The sequence below is a fragment of the Vibrio sp. N418 genome (genome assembly GCF_000222565.1).
Classification (GTDB): Bacteria; Pseudomonadota; Gammaproteobacteria; order Enterobacterales; family Vibrionaceae; genus Vibrio; species Vibrio scophthalmi.
The window spans coordinates 1-17,501 of sequence record NZ_AFWD01000009.1; the positions used below are offsets into that span (position 1 = coordinate 1).

Consider the following 17,501-nt stretch of genomic DNA (forward strand, 5'->3'; position numbering starts at 1 on the left):
GCATTGCGGGCTTTTTTATTTGGCGATATCACATTAATTATGTGTATTGATTTGACCAGTCGTGAGCGGTTCTAGATCCGCATCGATGATCTCTTCAATAAAGTCTTCAACCACTTGCTCCACTTCATCGTCATCTTCTTCGAAGTAAGCTAGGTGGAAAATAGCGTCGCCTTCGTTCACGAGTGGCAGTGTTTGTTGGCCAATAACGATACCGCCTTTACGCGCCGTTAGCTCAATTTCACTGTGTCCAAGTGGTGCGCTGATGTACGCCAACACCTGACCTTTATCTACTTTTTCGCCTAGTGTGACTAGGGTACGTAGAATGCCATCGCTTTCTGCGCGCAACCAACTGGTTGATTTTGCAATCACGGTGTTTGGCAGCTTTTTACGGCTAGCACGCAGCATACCAATAGCTTGCATCACACGCTGTACGCCAATAAAACCAGCACTGATACAAATAGGTTCAAAGCGCAATGCTTCGCCCGCTTCGTAAGTCAGTACAGGAATACCCAGACGCTCTGCTTCACTGCGAAGTGAACCATCACGCAGAGGGGCATCCACCGTTACAGGTGTTGCAAACGCTTGAGCAATTCTTAGTGTTTCTGGGTTGCTCAAATCCGCACGGATTTGAGGCAAGTTTGTACGATGAATCGCACCAGTATGCAAATCTAAGATGTAGTCACAGCGTTTTGCCACTTGTGAGAAAAAGGTATGTGCCATGCGTGAAGCAAGCGAGCCTTTTTCACTACCCGGGAAGCATCGGTTTAAATCACGACGGTCAGGCAAGTAGCGAGACTTATGGATAAAACCAAATACGTTCACGATAGGCACCGCAATGAGGGTACCTTTCAGTTTGTTCACATCAATGGTGTTGATTAACTGACGAACGATTTCTACGCCATTCAGTTCATCGCCATGGATAGCAGCGTTAACCATCAATGTTGGACCAGCCAATTTACCATTGATGATTTCGACTGGAATCGATAAAGGTGAGTGAGTGTAAAGCTTGGCTGCTTCTAACTCGATTACCTTACGTTCTCCTGGTGCAACTGTTTCACCGAGAAATTCAAAAGCACGATTCTTTTTAGCCTTTGCCACGAGTTTTAGTCCTTTTGCTTGCCGCGTTTTTCTCAATAAATTCGACAATCATTCCAGCGATGTCCTTACCGGTAGCGGCCTCAATACCCTCAAGACCTGGAGATGAGTTTACTTCCATGACTAATGGACCGCGGTCAGAACGAAGTAGATCAACCCCAGCCACATTTAGACCCATTATTTTCGCAGCAGCAACCGCAGTGCGGCGCTCTTCTGGCGTGATTTTGATAAGCGAAGCGCTGCCACCACGGTGTAGGTTCGAGCGGAACTCACCTTCTGCACCTTGACGTTTCATCGCGGCAATCACTTTATCACCCAGAACGAAACAGCGGATGTCAGCACCGCCAGCTTCTTTAATGAATTCTTGTACCATGATGTTGGCTTTTAAGCCCATGAAAGCTTCAACAACGCTTTCTGCCGCTTTACGCGTTTCTGCTAGCACAACACCAATACCTTGGGTGCCCTCAAGAAGCTTGATAACTACTGGCGCACCGCCAACCATTTCCAGCAAATCTTTTACATCATCTGGTTTGCTTGCAAAGCCAGTGATAGGCATACCAATGCCTTTACGAGACAAAAGTTGCATTGAACGCAATTTGTCACGAGAACGCGTAATCGCTACCGATTCGTTGATTGGGTAGACACCCATCATTTCAAATTGGCGTAGCACTGCAGTACCGTAAAAAGTCACAGATGCACCGATGCGAGGAATAATAGCATCGACACCAGAAAGATCTTCACCCTTAAAGTGAATTTCTGGTTTATCTGAATTGATATTCATGTAACAGCGAAGAGCATCAACTACTTTAACTTCATGGCCTCGAACTTCACACGCTTCGATTAGGCGACGAGTCGAGTAAAGATTCGCGTTGCGTGACAGAATACCAATTTTCATTATTTGTTTTCCTCAAACGGGATTAAAAATGATTCTACAGGATCGACTTGGATGCGGTGGTGCATTGCAGTACGACCTAATAACATACGAAAAGCCATGTTCTCGCGGTTGTTTAATGTGATCTCAATTGGCCAAGTTTGACCGCCGAGGCTCATCTCGACTTGAATCACATAGCGTTTTTCTTCATGACCACCAGAGTCACGAACAACGCGTTCATCGATAACTTTCGCTTCGCAAACGACTTCTACTTCCGTGTTGTGTTGAATAGGGTGTAGCCAAAAGCGTACCCATTGTGTCTCTTCCTTGTAAAAGCTCTCTACTTTGAACGCGTGTAAGCAAGAGGTTCTGGCGCCGGTATCAATTTTAGCGTTAATTTTATCAATACCAAGACATGGTAGGGATAGTGTTTCACACCAGCCTACGAGCAGTTTTTCTTTCTTCATCACAATTATTCAGTTCGTTGATATACAAAAATGTGTTGGTTCATCATCAACCAATAGGGGGAATTCCTATTAGCAGTGCCAATAAAAATAGGCAGTAAAAGGTTATGACTGCAAATGAATATTTCAGTGCACAACGAAATACACGACTACCTAATACAGATTAGTATATGAGAGAAATAAGACACCCCAGGAAGGAGCGCTCCCAACATAACAACACGGTGTTATGGTGCTTGAAGAAGGCAAGATGGTTTGCCCAAAGACGCTTCAAGGACGGGGACTGTAACAACCTGATATATCCGTGACTAACGAAAATAATTAGTGATGACGATAAATCTTTTTTATCGTCATCACTAAAAAAGCCAGCTAATCCAAGCTGGCTTTTCGGATAACTTCTACTAATGCTTCACTGAGTTGCTTATGCTTTGTCAGGAATATTTTCGAGTAGAGCGACCATTTGTTCCCAGAATAGCGCCACTGTGCTGATCTCCACTTTTTCATCTGGAGAGTGTGGGAACTTGATGGTTGGACCGAAAGAAAGCATATCCATTTCTGGGTATGGTTCTTTAAATAGACCACATTCAAGACCGGCGTGAATCACCATAATATTTGGCTTGTGGCCATAGATATTGTCATAAAGATCACGGAATACTGCCATGATCTCTGAGTCTGCATCCGGTTTCCAACCTGGGTATGCGCCACTGAATGCCACGTTCGCACCAGCTAGCTCGGCGACTGATTTTAGCGTGCTCTCTACTTGTTGGCGACCTGAGTCGATCAAAGAACGGATAAGACAAAGTACGGTGATTTTGTCCTCTTCTGTCACGATAACACCTACGTTAAGTGACGTTTCTACCACACCTGCAATGTCGTCACTCATACGAATAACACCATTTGGTAGTGCGTTCAGAGTAGCAATAAAGCGTTGTTGATCGCTTAGTGTAAATGCTTGTGCTTCGCTGCTCACTGCTTGGTTAAAGCTCGCGATATCTGTTTCTACACGGCCCAGTTCAGCGCGAAGTAGGTTGGTGTAAAACTCAAATGTTTCCGCTAGTTTTGCTTCGTTCTCTGCTGGTAAGGCTACTGTCACAAATGCTTCGCGAGGGATGGCATTACGTAGGCTACCACCACGGAACTCGATCAGACGTAGATCAAGTTCTTGAGCGTGGCCAGCAAGGAAGCGACCAAGCAGTTTGTTAGCGTTGCCACGACCAGTGTGGATATCACAACCTGAGTGACCGCCTTTTAAGCCTTTCAGGACCAGTTGACGAGTAATGTAACCTGCTGGAATAGCTTCACGAGTAAGTGGCAAAGTGACCTCGCCATCAATACCACCAGCACAGCCCATGTAAACTTCGCCTTCTTGCTCTGAGTCGGTATTGAGTAGAATATCGCCTTCTAACCAACCGGCTTCTAGACCGAATGCGCCCGTCATGCCCGCTTCTTCATCAATGGTTAATAGAACTTCGATCGGACCATGTTTGATATCCGTTGACGCTAAGACAGCGAGACAAGATGCCATACCAATACCATTGTCAGCGCCTAGGGTCGTACCTTTCGCTGTGACCCATTCGCCATCAATATATGGCTGAATAGCATCAGTAGTGAAGTCATGCTGAGTGTCTTCATTCTTCTGCGGTACCATATCGATATGCGCTTGTAGAACAACACCTTTCTTATTTTCCATCCCCGGAGTTGCTGGTTTTTTGATGAAAACGTTACCAGTAGGATCGCGGCGAACATCGAAGCCTTGCTCTTGTGCCCAAGTGACAATGTACTGAGCGAGAGCTTCTTCATGTTTTGATGGATGCGCAATAGAACAGATCTTATCGAAGAACTGCCAAAGTGGCGCAGGGGATAAGTGGCTAATCTCAGAATGGAATTCAGACACGGATGACTCCTTATTTGGTACAGGGCAATATCAAATTGGTTAATAAGTAGACCAATGTAGAATGAAAAACTACAAATTGCCCATTAACTAGTGCGAGCTAGCATAGCACTCTCCTCAAGTAGAGAGTAGGGGTAAAAAAGTGATTTTCTTGCTGTACAAGATCGCAGCAAACACAGGGCGCCCATGATGAGCAATCGTTTTCATTGCTGCTTGATATTTGAGCTCCATGTATTGCTAATTCTGTAATTAACTTACAGAATTGGCGTGACATAGATCAATAAATGAAGTTTTTGTGACTTTTATCACCAATTTACTTGTAATTTATTTTCTTTGGGGTATATTTATAACCAACTTCGAAAGCGAAGAGAAAATGCTCAAAGGATGAGTCCGATTTATCGCCTCCAAGGAACCGAGAAATCAATATTTGTTATTTAATTAATTGATTTAAAAGGTGATAGTATGAAAGGTTTACCAAGTGCAATGTTCTGGATAAACAGCTCTGTTTATACGAGTAACTTTGTATACCCAACAAGCTTTGGCTATTAGTTTTTAGCTTGTTATCGAACAGTTTTGTTCACCCCTATTATTGGAATTTATTTACAGCTTTCTTTTTTAGCTGACATGATTCAACCGCCACTCAATTTGAGTGGCGTTTTTTTATCTGCTCGATATGTACATTTCTTAAACACCATCTCACTCTTTTCCTAAACTGGCCAATTAAAGCGCAATGACTGGCATATAAATCCGCTTTAAAATGTAGAATGACACAATAAACCCGTTGAAAGTTTACAACATGGCTCGAAATTTAGCCGATTGATTAATATGCTGAAATGGTGGCTTAATCTATGAATAATAAGGTTTTTATCTTTGTTGTTAGTGGCTTTAACTGTTGTGTTGAGGAACGGCAGAATAAAAATATTGATTAGAGCATTAAATCTATCTGGAATTTGCTATTTGATAACTTTATAATCATAGCCAATCGATTACGCAAACGTTTACCTTTTATCTTGATGGGATTTAACCATGTTCGAGAAACTTTTTAAGCTCAGTGAAAATAACACGAGCGTCAAAACTGAAATCATTGCAGGTATTACTACCTTTTTAACTATGGCTTACATCATTTTTGTAAACCCTGCGATGCTTGCTGATGCTGGAATGGATAAAGGCGCCGTATTTGTCGCGACCTGTCTGGCTGCGGCAATTGGCTGTTTTATTATGGGCTTTGTGGCGAACTACCCAATCGCACTTGCTCCGGGTATGGGGTTGAACGCCTTCTTCACCTACGGTGTTGTCCTAGGTATGGGACATACATGGCAAGTGGCCTTAGGGGCTGTTTTTGTTTCTGGTTTGCTGTTCATGGCTTTAAGTGTGTTTAAAGTTCGTGAATGGATCATCAACTCAATCCCACTTTCTCTTCGCACGGGCATTTCAGCCGGTATCGGTCTTTTCCTAGCTTTCATCGGTTTGCAAAATGCCGGTATCGTGGTTGATAACCCAGCAACATTAGTCAGTGGTGGCAATCTAGCCAGCTTGAAACCGGCTCTAGCAGCACTCGGTTTCTTCTTAACGATCGGTTTGGTTTACCGTGGTGTGCGTGGTGGTGTGATGATTGCGATTCTGATTACCACGGCAATCGGTATTGTGCTTGGTGATGTGCAATGGGGCGGTGTGATGTCTACCCCGCCAAGTATTGCGCCAACGTTCATGCAAATGGATATCGCCGGTGTATTCGAAGTGGGTATGATTTCGGTTGTGTTCGCTTTCCTATTCGTAGACCTATTCGATACCGCGGGTACGTTAGTCGGTGTGGCAACGAAAGCGAACCTAATTAAAGAAGATGGCAAGCTACCTCGTTTAGATAAAGCATTATTGGCTGACTCTACTGCGACCTCTGTAGGTGCGGTATTGGGTACTTCAAGTACGACGTCATTTGTTGAATCAACCGCTGGTGTTGCTGCTGGTGGCCGCACGGGATTAACGGCGGTTGTGGTTGGTGTGCTATTCCTACTGGCGATTTTCTTCTCGCCTTTAGCGGGCATGATCCCAGCTTACGCAACAACGGGCGCATTGTTCTATGTTGCGATTCTGATGATGTCTGGCTTAGTGAGCGTTGACTGGCGTGATCTGACTGAAGCTGCACCAGTGGTTGTGACGTGTTTACTGATGCCTTTGACTTACTCTATTGCAGAAGGTATCGCATTGGGCTTTATCTCTTACGCGGCAATTAAGCTACTGAGTGGTAAAGGCCGTGAAGTTTCTGTCAGTGTTTGGGCATTGGCTGCATTGTTTGCGATTAAGTATCTTGTTGCCTAATTCGTCGTTTAATTAAATTGTCAGTGGCGAAGGGGAATAGGGCTAAGAAACCCGCATCCCCCGCCTAACAGTGACGGAATTCACATCGCCATAGTGGTTTGCGCTGCTATGGCGTTTATTTTTTTGAAATGGTGAATTCTCCATTGGTATTGCCCAGCGCTTTCGGTAGAATAATCGTTTGCGTCGCTTTTCCCCTATTTGCCTGTTGCTACTTGCACTGTAAACCATCATCGGTTTAATTTTGCCTAATACGGGGATGCAAACTTCAAAATTATTAGGTTATTACAATGAGCAAAAAATTCATTATCACTTGGGACGCCATGCAAAATTACTGTCGTCAGCTTGCTGAAAAACAGATGCCAGCTGAACAGTGGAAAGGTATTTGGGCGGTGAGTCGTGGCGGTCTAGTACCGGGTGCTATTCTTGCGCGTGAACTTGGTATTCGTCACGTTGATACCATTTGTATCTCTAGCTACGATCATGATCACCAGCGTGATATGACCGTGCTAAAAGCGCCAGAAGGTGATGGCGAAGGTTACCTAATCGTCGAAGACCTAGTGGATAGCGGTGATACAGCGCGTAAACTACGTGAAATGTACCCGAAAGCGAAACTGATTGCTGTTTGCGCTAAGCCATCAGGTGCCACTCTTCTTGATGATTACGTGGTTGATATTGCTCAAGATACATGGATTGAGCAGCCATGGGATACCACAGTGCAATTTGTGGAACCAATTAATCGCAAGCAAAAGTAAGCGTTTAAAGTTATTTTAAAATGACCCGCCTAGGGTCATTTTTTGTTTATGGTGTCGTTAAATGTGAGTTGTGCTATTCAACATGGCATCTTGAGTTAACTTGAGTATAGTATGTTGGGGTAGTCATTAGTTAGGTATCGTCATGTCTGAACTGGATAATCAAAACCTTTCCGAAACGTTATTTGTTAATCACAAGCAAGCGAAAGAGACATCAGAGCTCACTCGTTATATGCCAACTAATCGTGCGTTGCTCGATGAAATGCGTGAAAATTCAGGTCAGCGTTGGTATCGTAATCTTCGTCGTCTGCAGTGGGTATGGCAAGGTGTTGACCCGATTGAAATGGAAAGTGTGCTGGCAAAAATAGCAGGCTCATCTCATTCGCGTACTCATGAAGAATGGCTCGATACAGTGATGGGTTATCACGGGGGAAACTGGACCTTTGAGTGGACGAAACTGGGCATGTTGCATCAAAAGCGTGCCGGGGAAAAACAAGGCGAAGAAGCCGCTGATGAATTGTTTAATGCTTCTCTTTGCTACAGCATTGCCGGCTACCCTCATTTAAAAAATGATAATCTCGCTATTCAAGCGCAAGCCTTATCGGCAAAAGCGTATCAAGATGCGGCAGACAAAACTAAGTACATTATTAAGCGTATTGAAGTGCCGTATAAGGGTAAAAAAATCATAGCGCACTTGCACCTTGCCTCGACAGATAAACCAAAACCCGTGGTGATTGTGAGTGCGGGATTGGATAGTTTGCAAACTGATATGTGGCGTTTATTCCGTGATCATCTCGCACCAAAAGATATTGCGATGCTGACCGTGGATATGCCTTCACTTGGTCACTCTAGCCATTGGTCGCTATCAGAAGACTCTTCTTGCCTACATCAAGCGGTACTCAACGAATTGCCAAATATTCCATGGGTTGATCATTTCCGCGTTGGTCTGATTGGTTTTCGCTTTGGAGGCAATGCACTGATTAGGCTGTCATTTATGGAGCAGTTTAAAATTAAGGCTTGTGTCTCTTTAGGGGCGCCAATCCACGATGTATTCTCTTCACCGGCTAAGTTGAAAAAAATGCCAAAAATGTATTTGGATCTCCTCGCCACTCGTTTAGGTAAAGAAGTGGTCGATATTCACAGTCTTGCCGGGCAAATGATGGCGTGGTCATTAAAAACGCAAGGTTTCTTATCAAGTCGTAAAACCAAAGTGCCTATTTTAGCCATGAGTCTGGAAGGGGATCCGGTGTCACCTTTCAGTGATAACCAGTTGGTCGCTCTTTTTAGTGATTATGGTAAAGCAAAGAAAATCAGTTCCAAAACAATTACACAAGGATATGAGCAATCCCTCGATTTAGCGATCAAATGGTTAGAAGATGAGTTGTTGAGATGACTTTCTTACTAATTTAGTTAACAGTAATGTTAGGTTAAGTTAATAACCTGCTGATAATTAAAATAGAAAAATGGAGAGTCTATATGTCAAAAGTGACAAAAATCCCGACTCATTTTCGCTTGCTAACGAGTTTAAGAGCCATTGGGCCTTACCTCAGGGAATCGCAAAGTAGGGAAGGGTTTTATTTATTTGATTGCTTAGCGGTTTGCGTAGATGACAAGAAGTCTCCGGAAGAGCGCGAATTTTGGGGATGGTGGCTTGAGCTTGAGATGCAAGGTCATGAGTTTGCTGCGCGTTATCGTGTGGGGAAATACGATAAAAAAGGCGAGTGGATTGATCATAAAATCCCCAAAGATGCGATTGCGGAAGTAAATCGCATTCAAAATAGCTTTCATCAAAAACTGACTGAACTGTTAGAAAAAGAGTTTGGCATGTCAATCTCCCTGCACGACAAATCAGTGGAATTTGTCTAAAAAGGGCACTTAACAAAACGTAACCAATAAAAAGGCGCTTTTAGCGCCTTTTCTGCTTGTTAAATGCGGCGTTGATTGATAAAACAACAGCTCTTGTTTTTTAATAATTCAATCGATCATGACAACGAATCAACAATGCGGAACAGTGACTCAGCCACAAACTGTGGTTGTTAAACTTGGTACCAGTGTATTGACTGGCGGAACGCTACAACTTAACCGTGCTCATATGGTGGAGTTGGTACGTCAATGTGCAGAGCTCAAAAAAATTGGCCACTCAGTGGTTATTGTATCGTCTGGCGCAATTGCCGCTGGCCGTGAGCACCTTGGTTACCCCGCACTGCCCAACTCGATGGCAAGCAAACAGTTGCTTGCCGCTGTTGGTCAAAGCCAGTTGATTCAAACTTGGGAAGCGCTATTTGCCATTTATGGCATGAAAATCGGTCAAATGCTGTTAACTCGCGCTGACCTTGATGACCGTGAGCGTTTTCTTAATGCGCGTAATACGATCAATGCCTTGGTTGAGCATGACATCATTCCTGTCGTTAATGAAAATGATGCTGTGGCGACCACGGAAATAAAAGTGGGTGACAACGACAACCTTTCGGCGCTCGTCGGTATTTTATGTGGTGCAGATAAGTTATTGCTACTCACCGACCAAAAAGGTCTTTTTACTGCTGATCCGCGCAAAGATCCGAACGCTGAGTTGATCAAAGAAGTCAAAACCATCGATGATACCTTGCGTAAAATTGCCGGAGGTAGTGGTACAAATCTTGGTACTGGTGGCATGGCGACCAAACTGCAAGCTGCCGATATCGCTCGTCGAGCAGGCATTGAAGTGATCATCGCTGCTGGCAGTGCGCCAGATGTCATTTTTGATTCTTTGGGTGACGATCCACAAGGGACGCGATTCCTTCCATGCGAAGAAGCGTTGGAAAACCGTAAGCGTTGGATTTTGGCTGGCCCAGCAGCAGCCGGTGATCTGGTGATTGACGATGGCGCTGTTAATGCTGTTTTAGCCAAAGGCAGTAGCTTATTGGCGAAAGGTGTCGTGTCGTTGAGCGGTGAATTTGCTCGTGGTGATGTTGTTCGTGTGACCGACCAAGCCGGTAAACTGATTGCTCGCGGTATTTCAGCTTACTCAAGTGCTGACATGGAGAAGATTCGCGGCACGCACAGTAAAGACATTCATTCAGTATTGGGTTACGACTATGGTTCAGAAGTCGTACACCGTGACGATATGGTCGTCATTCAAGAATAAAGCATTAGAAAGGAACGAACGTGGATTTAACCAATATGGGTAAAGCGGCCAAGGAGGCGGCTTTTGTACTCGCGACAGCATCGACTGCGCAAAAAAACCAAGCATTGGCTCTGATTGCTGATGAACTTGAAGCGAACGCCGCTGACATTCTGGCGGCAAATGAAAAAGATATCGAGTTAGGCCGCCAAGCTGGCCTGACTGAAGCTCTGCTTGACCGCCTGTTGCTTAATGCTGAGCGTTTGACGGGCATTGCTAATGACGTACGTAATGTCATTAGCCTAAATGACCCTGTTGGTAGCGAAATCGATAGCAAAGTGTTGGAAAACGGCATGTCATTGGCACGTCGTCGTGTACCTCTCGGTGTGGTTGGTGTGATTTATGAAGCGCGCCCTAATGTCACGATCGATATTGCTGCATTGTGCTTGAAAACCGGTAACGCCAGTATTCTACGCGGCGGCAAAGAAACCTTCTTCTCTAATATGGAGTTAGTGAAGGTGATTCAATCTGCATTGGGCAAAGTTGGCCTACCAGCTGCGTCAGTACAGTATATTGAAAAACCCGATCGTGAGTTGGTGTCACAACTGCTTAAGTTGGATGACTACGTGGATATGATTATTCCTCGTGGTGGTGCGGGCTTACACAAAATGTGTAAAGAGAACAGCACCATTCCTGTGATCATCGGTGGTTTTGGCATCAGCCATATCTTTGTTGATGACAGTGCTGACCTGGCTAAATCACTTAATGTGGTTGAAAACTCAAAAGTACAACGTCCTTCTGCTTGTAATTCGCTTGATACCTTGTTGGTTCATGAGAAAGTAGCGGGAGAGTTTCTACCAATGTTGGCTGAGCGTTTAAATGGCAAGGTGACCTTGGTCGTTGAACCAAAAGCGAAAGCACTGCTTGGCAATGCGCAAGAGATGCGTGATGCGGTTGATGGAGACTTTGATACTGAATGGCTAAGCTACACGCTTGGCGTAAAAGTGGTTGCAGATGTTGCTGAAGCGGTTGATCACATGCGCGTCCATAATGCGAGTCACTCAGACGCTATTATGACCAATAGTCTGGAAAACGCAGAGCGCTTCATTAACTCTGTTGGTTCTGCCGCCGTCTATGTCAACGCATCAACACGCTTTACTGATGGTGCGCAATTTGGCTTGGGTGCTGAAGTTGCGGTATCGACTCAGAAGTTGCATGCGCGTGGTCCAATGGGCTTAGAAGAGTTGACCAGCTATAAGTGGGTGGGTAAAGCCAACTACTTGGTACGTAGCTAAGTTAGCGTCATAAATGAGTACTCACTAAATTGCAGCTCTCGCTGTCATTATTTTGAGTACGATGCGATATAGATAGTGAAAAGGGGCGTTGTCGCCCCTTTTTCTTTTCTTCAAGTTATCAATTCCGTTACACTACGAGCATTGATATGGAGGTGATATGCATTGTCCTTTTTGCACTGAGACTGATACAAAAGTCATCGATTCTCGGTTAGTGGCTGATGGCCATCAAGTACGTCGTCGTCGACAATGCTTAGCTTGTAGCGAACGCTTTACCACGTTTGAAACCGCTGAGTTAGTTATGCCACGAGTGATCAAGTCGAATGGTAACCGTGAGCCGTTTAATGAAGATAAAATGATCGGTGGTTTGCAGCGTGCGTTAGAAAAACGTCCGGTGAGTGCTGACGCGGTTGAGCTGGCTATCAGCATGATTAAATCCAAATTGCGCGCGACTGGCGAGCGAGAAGTCCCTAGCGATATGGTTGGGAACTTAGTGATGGAACAACTCAAAGAACTCGATAAAGTGGCGTATATTCGTTTTGCTTCGGTTTACCGTAGTTTTGAAGATATTCGTGAATTTGGCGAAGAAATTGCCAAGCTAGAAGATTAAACGGATCGGCTGATGGCGACATTTACTCCGCAAGATTACCTTATGATGTCACGAGCGATTAAATTGGCGCAAGGTGGCATCTATACCACTGCGCCCAACCCGAATGTCGGTTGTGTGATCACTCGTGATGATCAAATCGTTGGTGAAGGTTTTCACTATCGTGCTGGTGAACCCCATGCCGAGGTACATGCTTTGCGCATGGCTGGTAAATTGGCTGAAGGTGCAACCGCTTATGTGACATTAGAGCCTTGTTCTCATTATGGACGAACGCCTCCGTGCGCTGAAGGCTTGATTAAAGCCAAAGTCGCTAAAGTGATCTGCGCGATGCAAGATCCGAATCCGCAAGTGTCAGGCCGTGGCATTAACATGCTGCGCGAAGCGGGAATTGAGGTGCAAGTCGGTTTACTTGAAGCTGATGCTCAAGCGCTTAACCCGACCTTTATTAAACGCATGCAAACAGGTATGCCGTTTGTTCAATTAAAAATGGCCGCCAGCCTCGATGGCCAAACCGCATTGGCTAATGGTCAGAGCCAATGGATTACATCGGCGCAAGCGAGGCAAGATGTACAAGCCTTTCGAGCTCAATCTGGCGCAATTCTCTCAACTAGTCAAACCGTGATTGAAGATAACGCTTCGCTCAATGTTCGTTGGGATGATCTTCCCCTATCGATTCAAGCCCATTACCCAGCAGAAGAGTTACGCCAACCAGTACGTGTAATTCTTGACCGTCAAAATCAATTGTCAGCGGATTTGAAGTTATTTCAAACCGCAGGAGATCGATTAATTGTGGCACCGGGTGGCGATATGGAGTGCTTGCTGAATGACGATCAGCAAATAGATTTACGCGCAACATTTGAAATGTTAGCTAAACAGCACAATATTAATCATATCTGGGTCGAAGCGGGGGCGACGCTTGCTCGTTCACTGATGCAACAGCAGCTGGTGGACGAAGTCGTACTTTACCTGGCTCCTAAACTAATGGGCAGTGATGGTCGCGGTTTATTCGGCGCATTGGGTTTACAAGATATGTCGCAAGTGATCGAACTTGATATTTCCGAGCTTAAGCAAGTAGGGCGCGATATTCGCATCCTTGCTAAGCCAATCTATAAAGAACAGTAATTATGTTTACAGGTATTGTAGAAGCAGTTGGTACGCTGACTGCCATTACGCCAAAAGGCGAAGACATCAGTGTCACCGTGAGCAGTAACAAGCTTGATATGTCGGATGTTAAACTCGGTGATAGCATTGCTACGAATGGCGTTTGCTTAACCGTTGTGGCGTTTAATGACCACAGTTACACCGCTGACTTGTCGCTCGAAACATTGAATAAAACCGGTTTTACTCATTACCAAGCCGGCGACAAAGTAAACCTAGAAAAAGCGATGTTACCGACCACGCGTTTTGGCGGTCATATTGTCTCTGGTCATGTGGATGGTGTCGGTGAAATTGTTGAACGTAACCAAGTTGGTCGTTCGATTGAGTTTTGGGTCGCCATGCCGGAAGAGCTCAACAAGTACGTCGCAGAAAAAGGCTCAATCACTGTTGATGGCATTAGCCTGACAGTCAATGCATTACGTAAGAATGCTTTTAAGTTGACGATCGTTCCGCATACTGGAGAAGAAACGACTATCGCCGATTTTCATGTTGGTCGTAAGGTTAACCTTGAAGTTGACGTGTTGGCTCGTTATATGGAACGATTACTGACCAGTCAGCAAGTGGCACAACCAGAATCACGTATCACGATGGAATTTCTCCAGCAAAATGGATTTGCTTAAATCGTGAGCGAGAAGCACTCTTGTTAACGAACACAAAGCGGTAATATAACGCGCAGTCAAAATAGGAACTAAAGATGCCAATTAGTACGCCACAAGAAATTATTGAAGACATTCGTTTAGGCAAAATGGTCATTTTAATGGATGACGAAGACCGTGAAAACGAAGGCGATTTGATCATGGCCGCGGAACATGTGACTCCGGAGGCGATCAACTTTATGGCAACTTACGGCCGTGGTTTGATTTGTTTAACCATGACCAAATCCCGTTGTGAGCGTCTTGGCTTACCACCAATGGTGCAAGACAACAACGCGCAATACACCACTAACTTCACCGTTTCAATTGAAGCGGCGGAAGGCGTAACCACAGGGATTTCAGCAGCGGATCGCTCACGCACCGTGCAAGCGGCAGTCGCGGCAGACGCTAAAGCGGCAGACTTGGTACAACCTGGCCATATCTTCCCCCTAGCTGCGCAAGAAGGTGGTGTATTAACACGTGCAGGTCACACGGAAGCGGGTTGTGATTTGGCGCGTTTAGCAGGGCTAGAACCAGCTTCGGTTATCGTTGAGATCTTAAATGACGATGGCACCATGGCGCGTCGCCCTGATTTGGAAATCTTTGCGGAAAAACACGATATCAAACTAGGCACGATTGCCGATTTGATTGAGTACCGTAACAACACCGAAACGACCATCGAACGCGTGGCAGAATGTAAGCTCCCGACCGAGTTCGGCGAGTTCAACCTGGTCACTTACCGTGACACGATTGACAACCAAGTACATTATGCAATGTGTAAACAAGGTGCGGCAGATACCTCACCACTGGTTCGTGTTCACCTGCAAGATACCTTTACTGACTTGCTACGCAGCGACCGCAATGCCGAACGCAGCTGGACGCTTGATAAAGCGATGAAGCGTATTGGCGAAGAAGGTGGGGTGTTGGTAATTTTGGGTAACGAAGAGCCAAGTGATCTACTGATTCATCGTGTCAAAATGTTTCAAGCGCAAGACAACGGTAGCGCACCGACGTTAGCCAAGAAACAAGGCACTTCACGCCGTGTGGGTGTGGGTTCACAAATCCTTGCTGACCTTGGTATACATGACATGCGTTTACTTTCTTCAAGCAATAAGCGCTACCATGCCCTTGGCGGTTTTGGATTGAATGTTGTTGAATATATTTGTGAGTAACTCACAACAGTAAACCAATGGATTAAGCGAGATGTATTGTATGTCTCGCTTTTTCGTTTTAGGAATGTAAAAACCTATTAGATATTGCTCACAGTTTTGTGCTAGAATCCGGCGATTCTCACTTGATGAACATAGTTAAAGGAAAGCTTATGAAAGTGATCGAGGGTGGCTTCCCAGCGCCAAACGCAAAAATTGCTATCGTTATTTCTCGTTTCAACAGTTTTATTAACGAAAGTCTATTGTCTGGTGCCATCGATACTTTAAAGCGTCATGGACAAGTTAGCGAAGACAACATTACTGTAGTTCGTTGCCCTGGTGCAGTGGAATTACCGCTAGTTGCTCAACGTGTAGCGAAAACGGGTAAGTACGATGCCATCGTATCTTTAGGTACCGTTATTCGTGGCGGAACGCCACACTTTGACTATGTTTGTAGTGAATGCAACAAAGGTTTGGCACAAGTGTCTCTGGAGTTTTCACTTCCAGTCGCATTCGGTGTTCTAACTGTTGATACTATTGATCAAGCAATTGAGCGCGCAGGAACCAAGGCTGGTAATAAAGGTGCAGAGGCTGCACTGAGCGCACTTGAGATGATTAACGTTCTTTCTGAAATCGATTCCTAATGGGGGCCAGTGTGAAACCAGCCGCACGTCGTAATGCACGTCGATTCGCTCTACAAGCGATCTACTCTTGGCAAATTACTAAAGAAAATGTTGCCACAATTGAAGAGCAGTTTTTATCTGGTGGTAAGTATGATGAAGAAGAACATCATGCCGCAGAACCAGCGCTAACTGCACCAGACACAGACGTTGCCTACTTCCGTGACCTGTTAGCAGGTGTTGTGCTAAGTCACACAGAGCTAGATTGTAAGATTCGCCCATACACATCTCGTCCAATGCAAGATTTGGATTTGATGGAGTTAGCGCTACTTCGTCTTGCTATGTACGAGATGACTCGTCGCGAAGACGTTCCTTACAAAGTTGTTATCAACGAAGCGATTGAACTTGCAAAAGTATTCGCAGCAGAAGATAGCCACAAATTCGTTAACGGTGTGCTTGATAAAGCCGCGCCGCACGTACGTAAGAAATAATCGCCAGATTAGTAAAAAGGTCAGCAAATTGCTGGCCTTTTTTTATATACTGAATTCCTCAAAAATAGCCTGTTAGAAACGACACCTCTCTATGCCCGGTGAATTTAATCTGATCGACAAATATTTTGTTGGTCGCCAAGCTCAGCGCGAAGACGTTCTTTTGGCGGCAGGAGATGATTGCGCTTTAGTGCAAGCTCCTGTCAATCAAGCGATTGCAATCAGCACTGATACCTTAGTGGCTGGAACTCATTTCCTCGCCTCTGCTAATCCTGCATGGGTGGCGCATAAGGCCCTAGCGTCGAATATTAGTGATCTCGCGGCAATGGGGGCAAGTCCAGCTTGGGTCTCTTTTGCTTTAACCATGCCAGAGGTCGATGAAGCGTGGCTAAAGCCATTCTGTGACAGTTTTTTTGCACTCGCGAACGAATACGGTATTCAGTTGATTGGTGGTGATACTACTAAAGGCCCACTGAGCTTAACGCTGACAGTGCAAGGTTTCGTCGCGGCCGATAAAGCGCTCAGACGTGATGGCGCCAAAGTGGGTGATTGGGTGTACGTTTCAGGCAACCTTGGGGATGCTAAAGCAGGTCTCGATGTACTGTTAGGGAATGCCGCGCTCAACGCTCCCTATGCTGCCGAGCTGGAAAAGCGCCACTATTTATCTACGCCGCGAGTTTCGCTTGGGCAGAGGCTACAAGGCGTCGCGAGTGCCGCGATTGATATCTCAGATGGGGTGATTTCTGATCTGCCGCATATTCTTAAACGTTCGGGGGTTGGGGCGCAATTGCAAGTTGATGAGCTGCCGATTTCTGCCGAGTTATTGGCATTTACACGTGATCGTGAACAAGCATTGCAATACGCACTCACCAGTGGCGAAGAATACGAACTTTGTTTTACTATTTCACCACAGCATCGCGACGCATTAGAGAGTATGCTATTAGAGAGCAATACCAAAGTCACTTGTATCGGCCAAATTGTCGCACAGGCAGGGCTGTCATTGACTTTACAAGGTAAACCACTCGAATGGAAATTGAGTGGGTATGATCATTTCAATAATAATTAAGATGTAA

Annotated in this window: 17 protein-coding genes; 13 read left to right on the forward strand and 4 right to left on the reverse strand. The window is 45.2% G+C overall.

The features are described 5' to 3' along the window. Positions 1–33: 33 nt before the first annotated feature. The 4 genes from RH86_RS01905 to RH86_RS01920 all read right to left on the reverse strand — a co-directional run bounded on the left by RH86_RS01905 (position 34) and on the right by RH86_RS01920 (position 4,321). Entirely contained in the window at positions 34–1,098 is a 1,065-nt protein-coding gene (locus RH86_RS01905; protein ID WP_005592786.1) for a succinylglutamate desuccinylase/aspartoacylase family protein, read from the reverse strand. Next, positions 1,085–1,990: a 30S ribosomal protein S6--L-glutamate ligase gene (gene rimK / locus RH86_RS01910; RefSeq protein WP_009384631.1), complete on the reverse strand. Its 906-nt coding sequence runs from the start codon at positions 1,988–1,990 to the stop codon at positions 1,085–1,087. Before rimK ends, RH86_RS01905 begins: the two co-directional genes overlap by 14 nt. Beyond that, positions 1,990–2,433 carry an ATP-dependent zinc protease gene (locus RH86_RS01915; RefSeq protein ID WP_005592784.1) on the reverse strand — a complete coding sequence of 148 codons (444 nt, stop codon included), beginning with the start codon at positions 2,431–2,433 and terminating at the stop codon, positions 1,990–1,992. Before RH86_RS01915 ends, rimK begins: the two co-directional genes overlap by 1 nt. Before the next feature lie 415 nt (positions 2,434–2,848). Continuing rightward, entirely contained in the window at positions 2,849–4,321 is a 1,473-nt protein-coding gene (locus RH86_RS01920; RefSeq protein ID WP_009384637.1) for an aminoacyl-histidine dipeptidase, read from the reverse strand. A 1,023-nt stretch (positions 4,322–5,344) separates the two neighbouring features. On the opposite strand from RH86_RS01920, the gene RH86_RS01925 reads away from it, so the two are divergent. The 13 genes from RH86_RS01925 (at position 5,345) to thiL (ending at position 17,494) form a co-directional block, all read left to right on the forward strand. Beyond that, positions 5,345–6,634: an NCS2 family permease gene (locus RH86_RS01925; RefSeq protein WP_009384639.1), complete on the forward strand. Its 1,290-nt coding sequence runs from the start codon at positions 5,345–5,347 to the stop codon at positions 6,632–6,634. A gap of 287 nt (positions 6,635–6,921) precedes the next feature. After that, a complete protein-coding gene (gene tet(34) / locus RH86_RS01930; protein WP_005592781.1) occupies positions 6,922–7,386 on the forward strand; it encodes an oxytetracycline resistance phosphoribosyltransferase domain-containing protein Tet(34) in 465 nt (154 codons plus the stop codon). A 142-nt stretch (positions 7,387–7,528) separates the two neighbouring features. Then, on the forward strand, positions 7,529–8,776 hold the full coding sequence (gene frsA / locus RH86_RS01935) for an esterase FrsA (RefSeq protein ID WP_005592780.1): 1,248 nt from the start codon (positions 7,529–7,531) through the stop codon (positions 8,774–8,776). An 83-nt stretch (positions 8,777–8,859) separates the two neighbouring features. Beyond that, on the forward strand, positions 8,860–9,249 hold the full coding sequence (gene crl, locus RH86_RS01940) for a sigma factor-binding protein Crl (protein ID WP_009384642.1): 390 nt from the start codon (positions 8,860–8,862) through the stop codon (positions 9,247–9,249). Positions 9,250–9,367: 118 nt separating this feature from the next. Then, complete coding sequence (gene proB, locus RH86_RS01945; RefSeq protein WP_038219099.1) at positions 9,368–10,507, forward strand: glutamate 5-kinase; 1,140 nt, start codon at positions 9,368–9,370, stop codon at positions 10,505–10,507. A gap of 20 nt (positions 10,508–10,527) precedes the next feature. Further along, positions 10,528–11,778 carry a glutamate-5-semialdehyde dehydrogenase gene (locus RH86_RS01950; RefSeq protein WP_009384644.1) on the forward strand — a complete coding sequence of 417 codons (1,251 nt, stop codon included), beginning with the start codon at positions 10,528–10,530 and terminating at the stop codon, positions 11,776–11,778. 157 nt (positions 11,779–11,935) lie between these two features. Next, positions 11,936–12,385, forward strand: coding sequence for a transcriptional regulator NrdR (gene nrdR / locus RH86_RS01955; protein WP_005592773.1), 450 nt, complete (start codon positions 11,936–11,938; stop codon positions 12,383–12,385). A gap of 12 nt (positions 12,386–12,397) precedes the next feature. Continuing rightward, positions 12,398–13,504: a bifunctional diaminohydroxyphosphoribosylaminopyrimidine deaminase/5-amino-6-(5-phosphoribosylamino)uracil reductase RibD gene (gene ribD / locus RH86_RS01960; protein ID WP_009384645.1), complete on the forward strand. Its 1,107-nt coding sequence runs from the start codon at positions 12,398–12,400 to the stop codon at positions 13,502–13,504. Between the two features lie 2 nt (positions 13,505–13,506). Next, positions 13,507–14,160, forward strand: a complete 654-nt coding sequence (locus RH86_RS01965) for a riboflavin synthase (RefSeq protein ID WP_009384647.1) — start codon at positions 13,507–13,509, stop codon at positions 14,158–14,160. 74 nt (positions 14,161–14,234) lie between these two features. Continuing rightward, positions 14,235–15,344: a bifunctional 3,4-dihydroxy-2-butanone-4-phosphate synthase/GTP cyclohydrolase II gene (gene ribBA / locus RH86_RS01970; protein WP_009384648.1), complete on the forward strand. Its 1,110-nt coding sequence runs from the start codon at positions 14,235–14,237 to the stop codon at positions 15,342–15,344. A gap of 149 nt (positions 15,345–15,493) precedes the next feature. Then, positions 15,494–15,964 (forward strand): 6,7-dimethyl-8-ribityllumazine synthase, encoded by a 471-nt coding sequence (gene ribE, locus RH86_RS01975; protein ID WP_005592769.1) that lies wholly within the window; start codon positions 15,494–15,496, stop codon positions 15,962–15,964. Beyond that, complete coding sequence (gene nusB / locus RH86_RS01980) at positions 15,964–16,431, forward strand: transcription antitermination factor NusB (protein ID WP_005592767.1); 468 nt, start codon at positions 15,964–15,966, stop codon at positions 16,429–16,431. Before ribE ends, nusB begins: the two co-directional genes overlap by 1 nt. 91 nt (positions 16,432–16,522) lie before the next feature. Then, entirely contained in the window at positions 16,523–17,494 is a 972-nt protein-coding gene (thiL, locus tag RH86_RS01985; protein WP_009384649.1) for a thiamine-phosphate kinase, read from the forward strand. The last annotated feature ends 7 nt before the right edge of the window (positions 17,495–17,501 follow it).

Bases quoted from the DNA above. Each gene is read 5' to 3' on its own strand.
- rimK (WP_009384631.1), bottom strand. From the start codon at position 1,990: ATGAAAATTGGTATTCTGTCACGCAACGCGAATCTTTACTCGACTCGT.
- RH86_RS01915 (WP_005592784.1), bottom strand. From the start codon at position 2,433: ATGAAGAAAGAAAAACTGCTCGTAGGCTGGTGTGAAACACTATCCCTA.
- RH86_RS01925 (WP_009384639.1), top strand. From the start codon at position 5,345: ATGTTCGAGAAACTTTTTAAGCTCAGTGAAAATAACACGAGCGTCAAA.
- frsA (WP_005592780.1), top strand. From the start codon at position 7,529: ATGTCTGAACTGGATAATCAAAACCTTTCCGAAACGTTATTTGTTAAT.
- crl (WP_009384642.1), top strand. From the start codon at position 8,860: ATGTCAAAAGTGACAAAAATCCCGACTCATTTTCGCTTGCTAACGAGT.
- proB (WP_038219099.1), top strand. From the start codon at position 9,368: ATGACAACGAATCAACAATGCGGAACAGTGACTCAGCCACAAACTGTG.
- nrdR (WP_005592773.1), top strand. From the start codon at position 11,936: ATGCATTGTCCTTTTTGCACTGAGACTGATACAAAAGTCATCGATTCT.
- ribD (WP_009384645.1), top strand. From the start codon at position 12,398: ATGGCGACATTTACTCCGCAAGATTACCTTATGATGTCACGAGCGATT.
- RH86_RS01965 (WP_009384647.1), top strand. From the start codon at position 13,507: ATGTTTACAGGTATTGTAGAAGCAGTTGGTACGCTGACTGCCATTACG.
- ribBA (WP_009384648.1), top strand. From the start codon at position 14,235: ATGCCAATTAGTACGCCACAAGAAATTATTGAAGACATTCGTTTAGGC.
- ribE (WP_005592769.1), top strand. From the start codon at position 15,494: ATGAAAGTGATCGAGGGTGGCTTCCCAGCGCCAAACGCAAAAATTGCT.
- nusB (WP_005592767.1), top strand. From the start codon at position 15,964: ATGGGGGCCAGTGTGAAACCAGCCGCACGTCGTAATGCACGTCGATTC.
- thiL (WP_009384649.1), top strand. From the start codon at position 16,523: ATGCCCGGTGAATTTAATCTGATCGACAAATATTTTGTTGGTCGCCAA.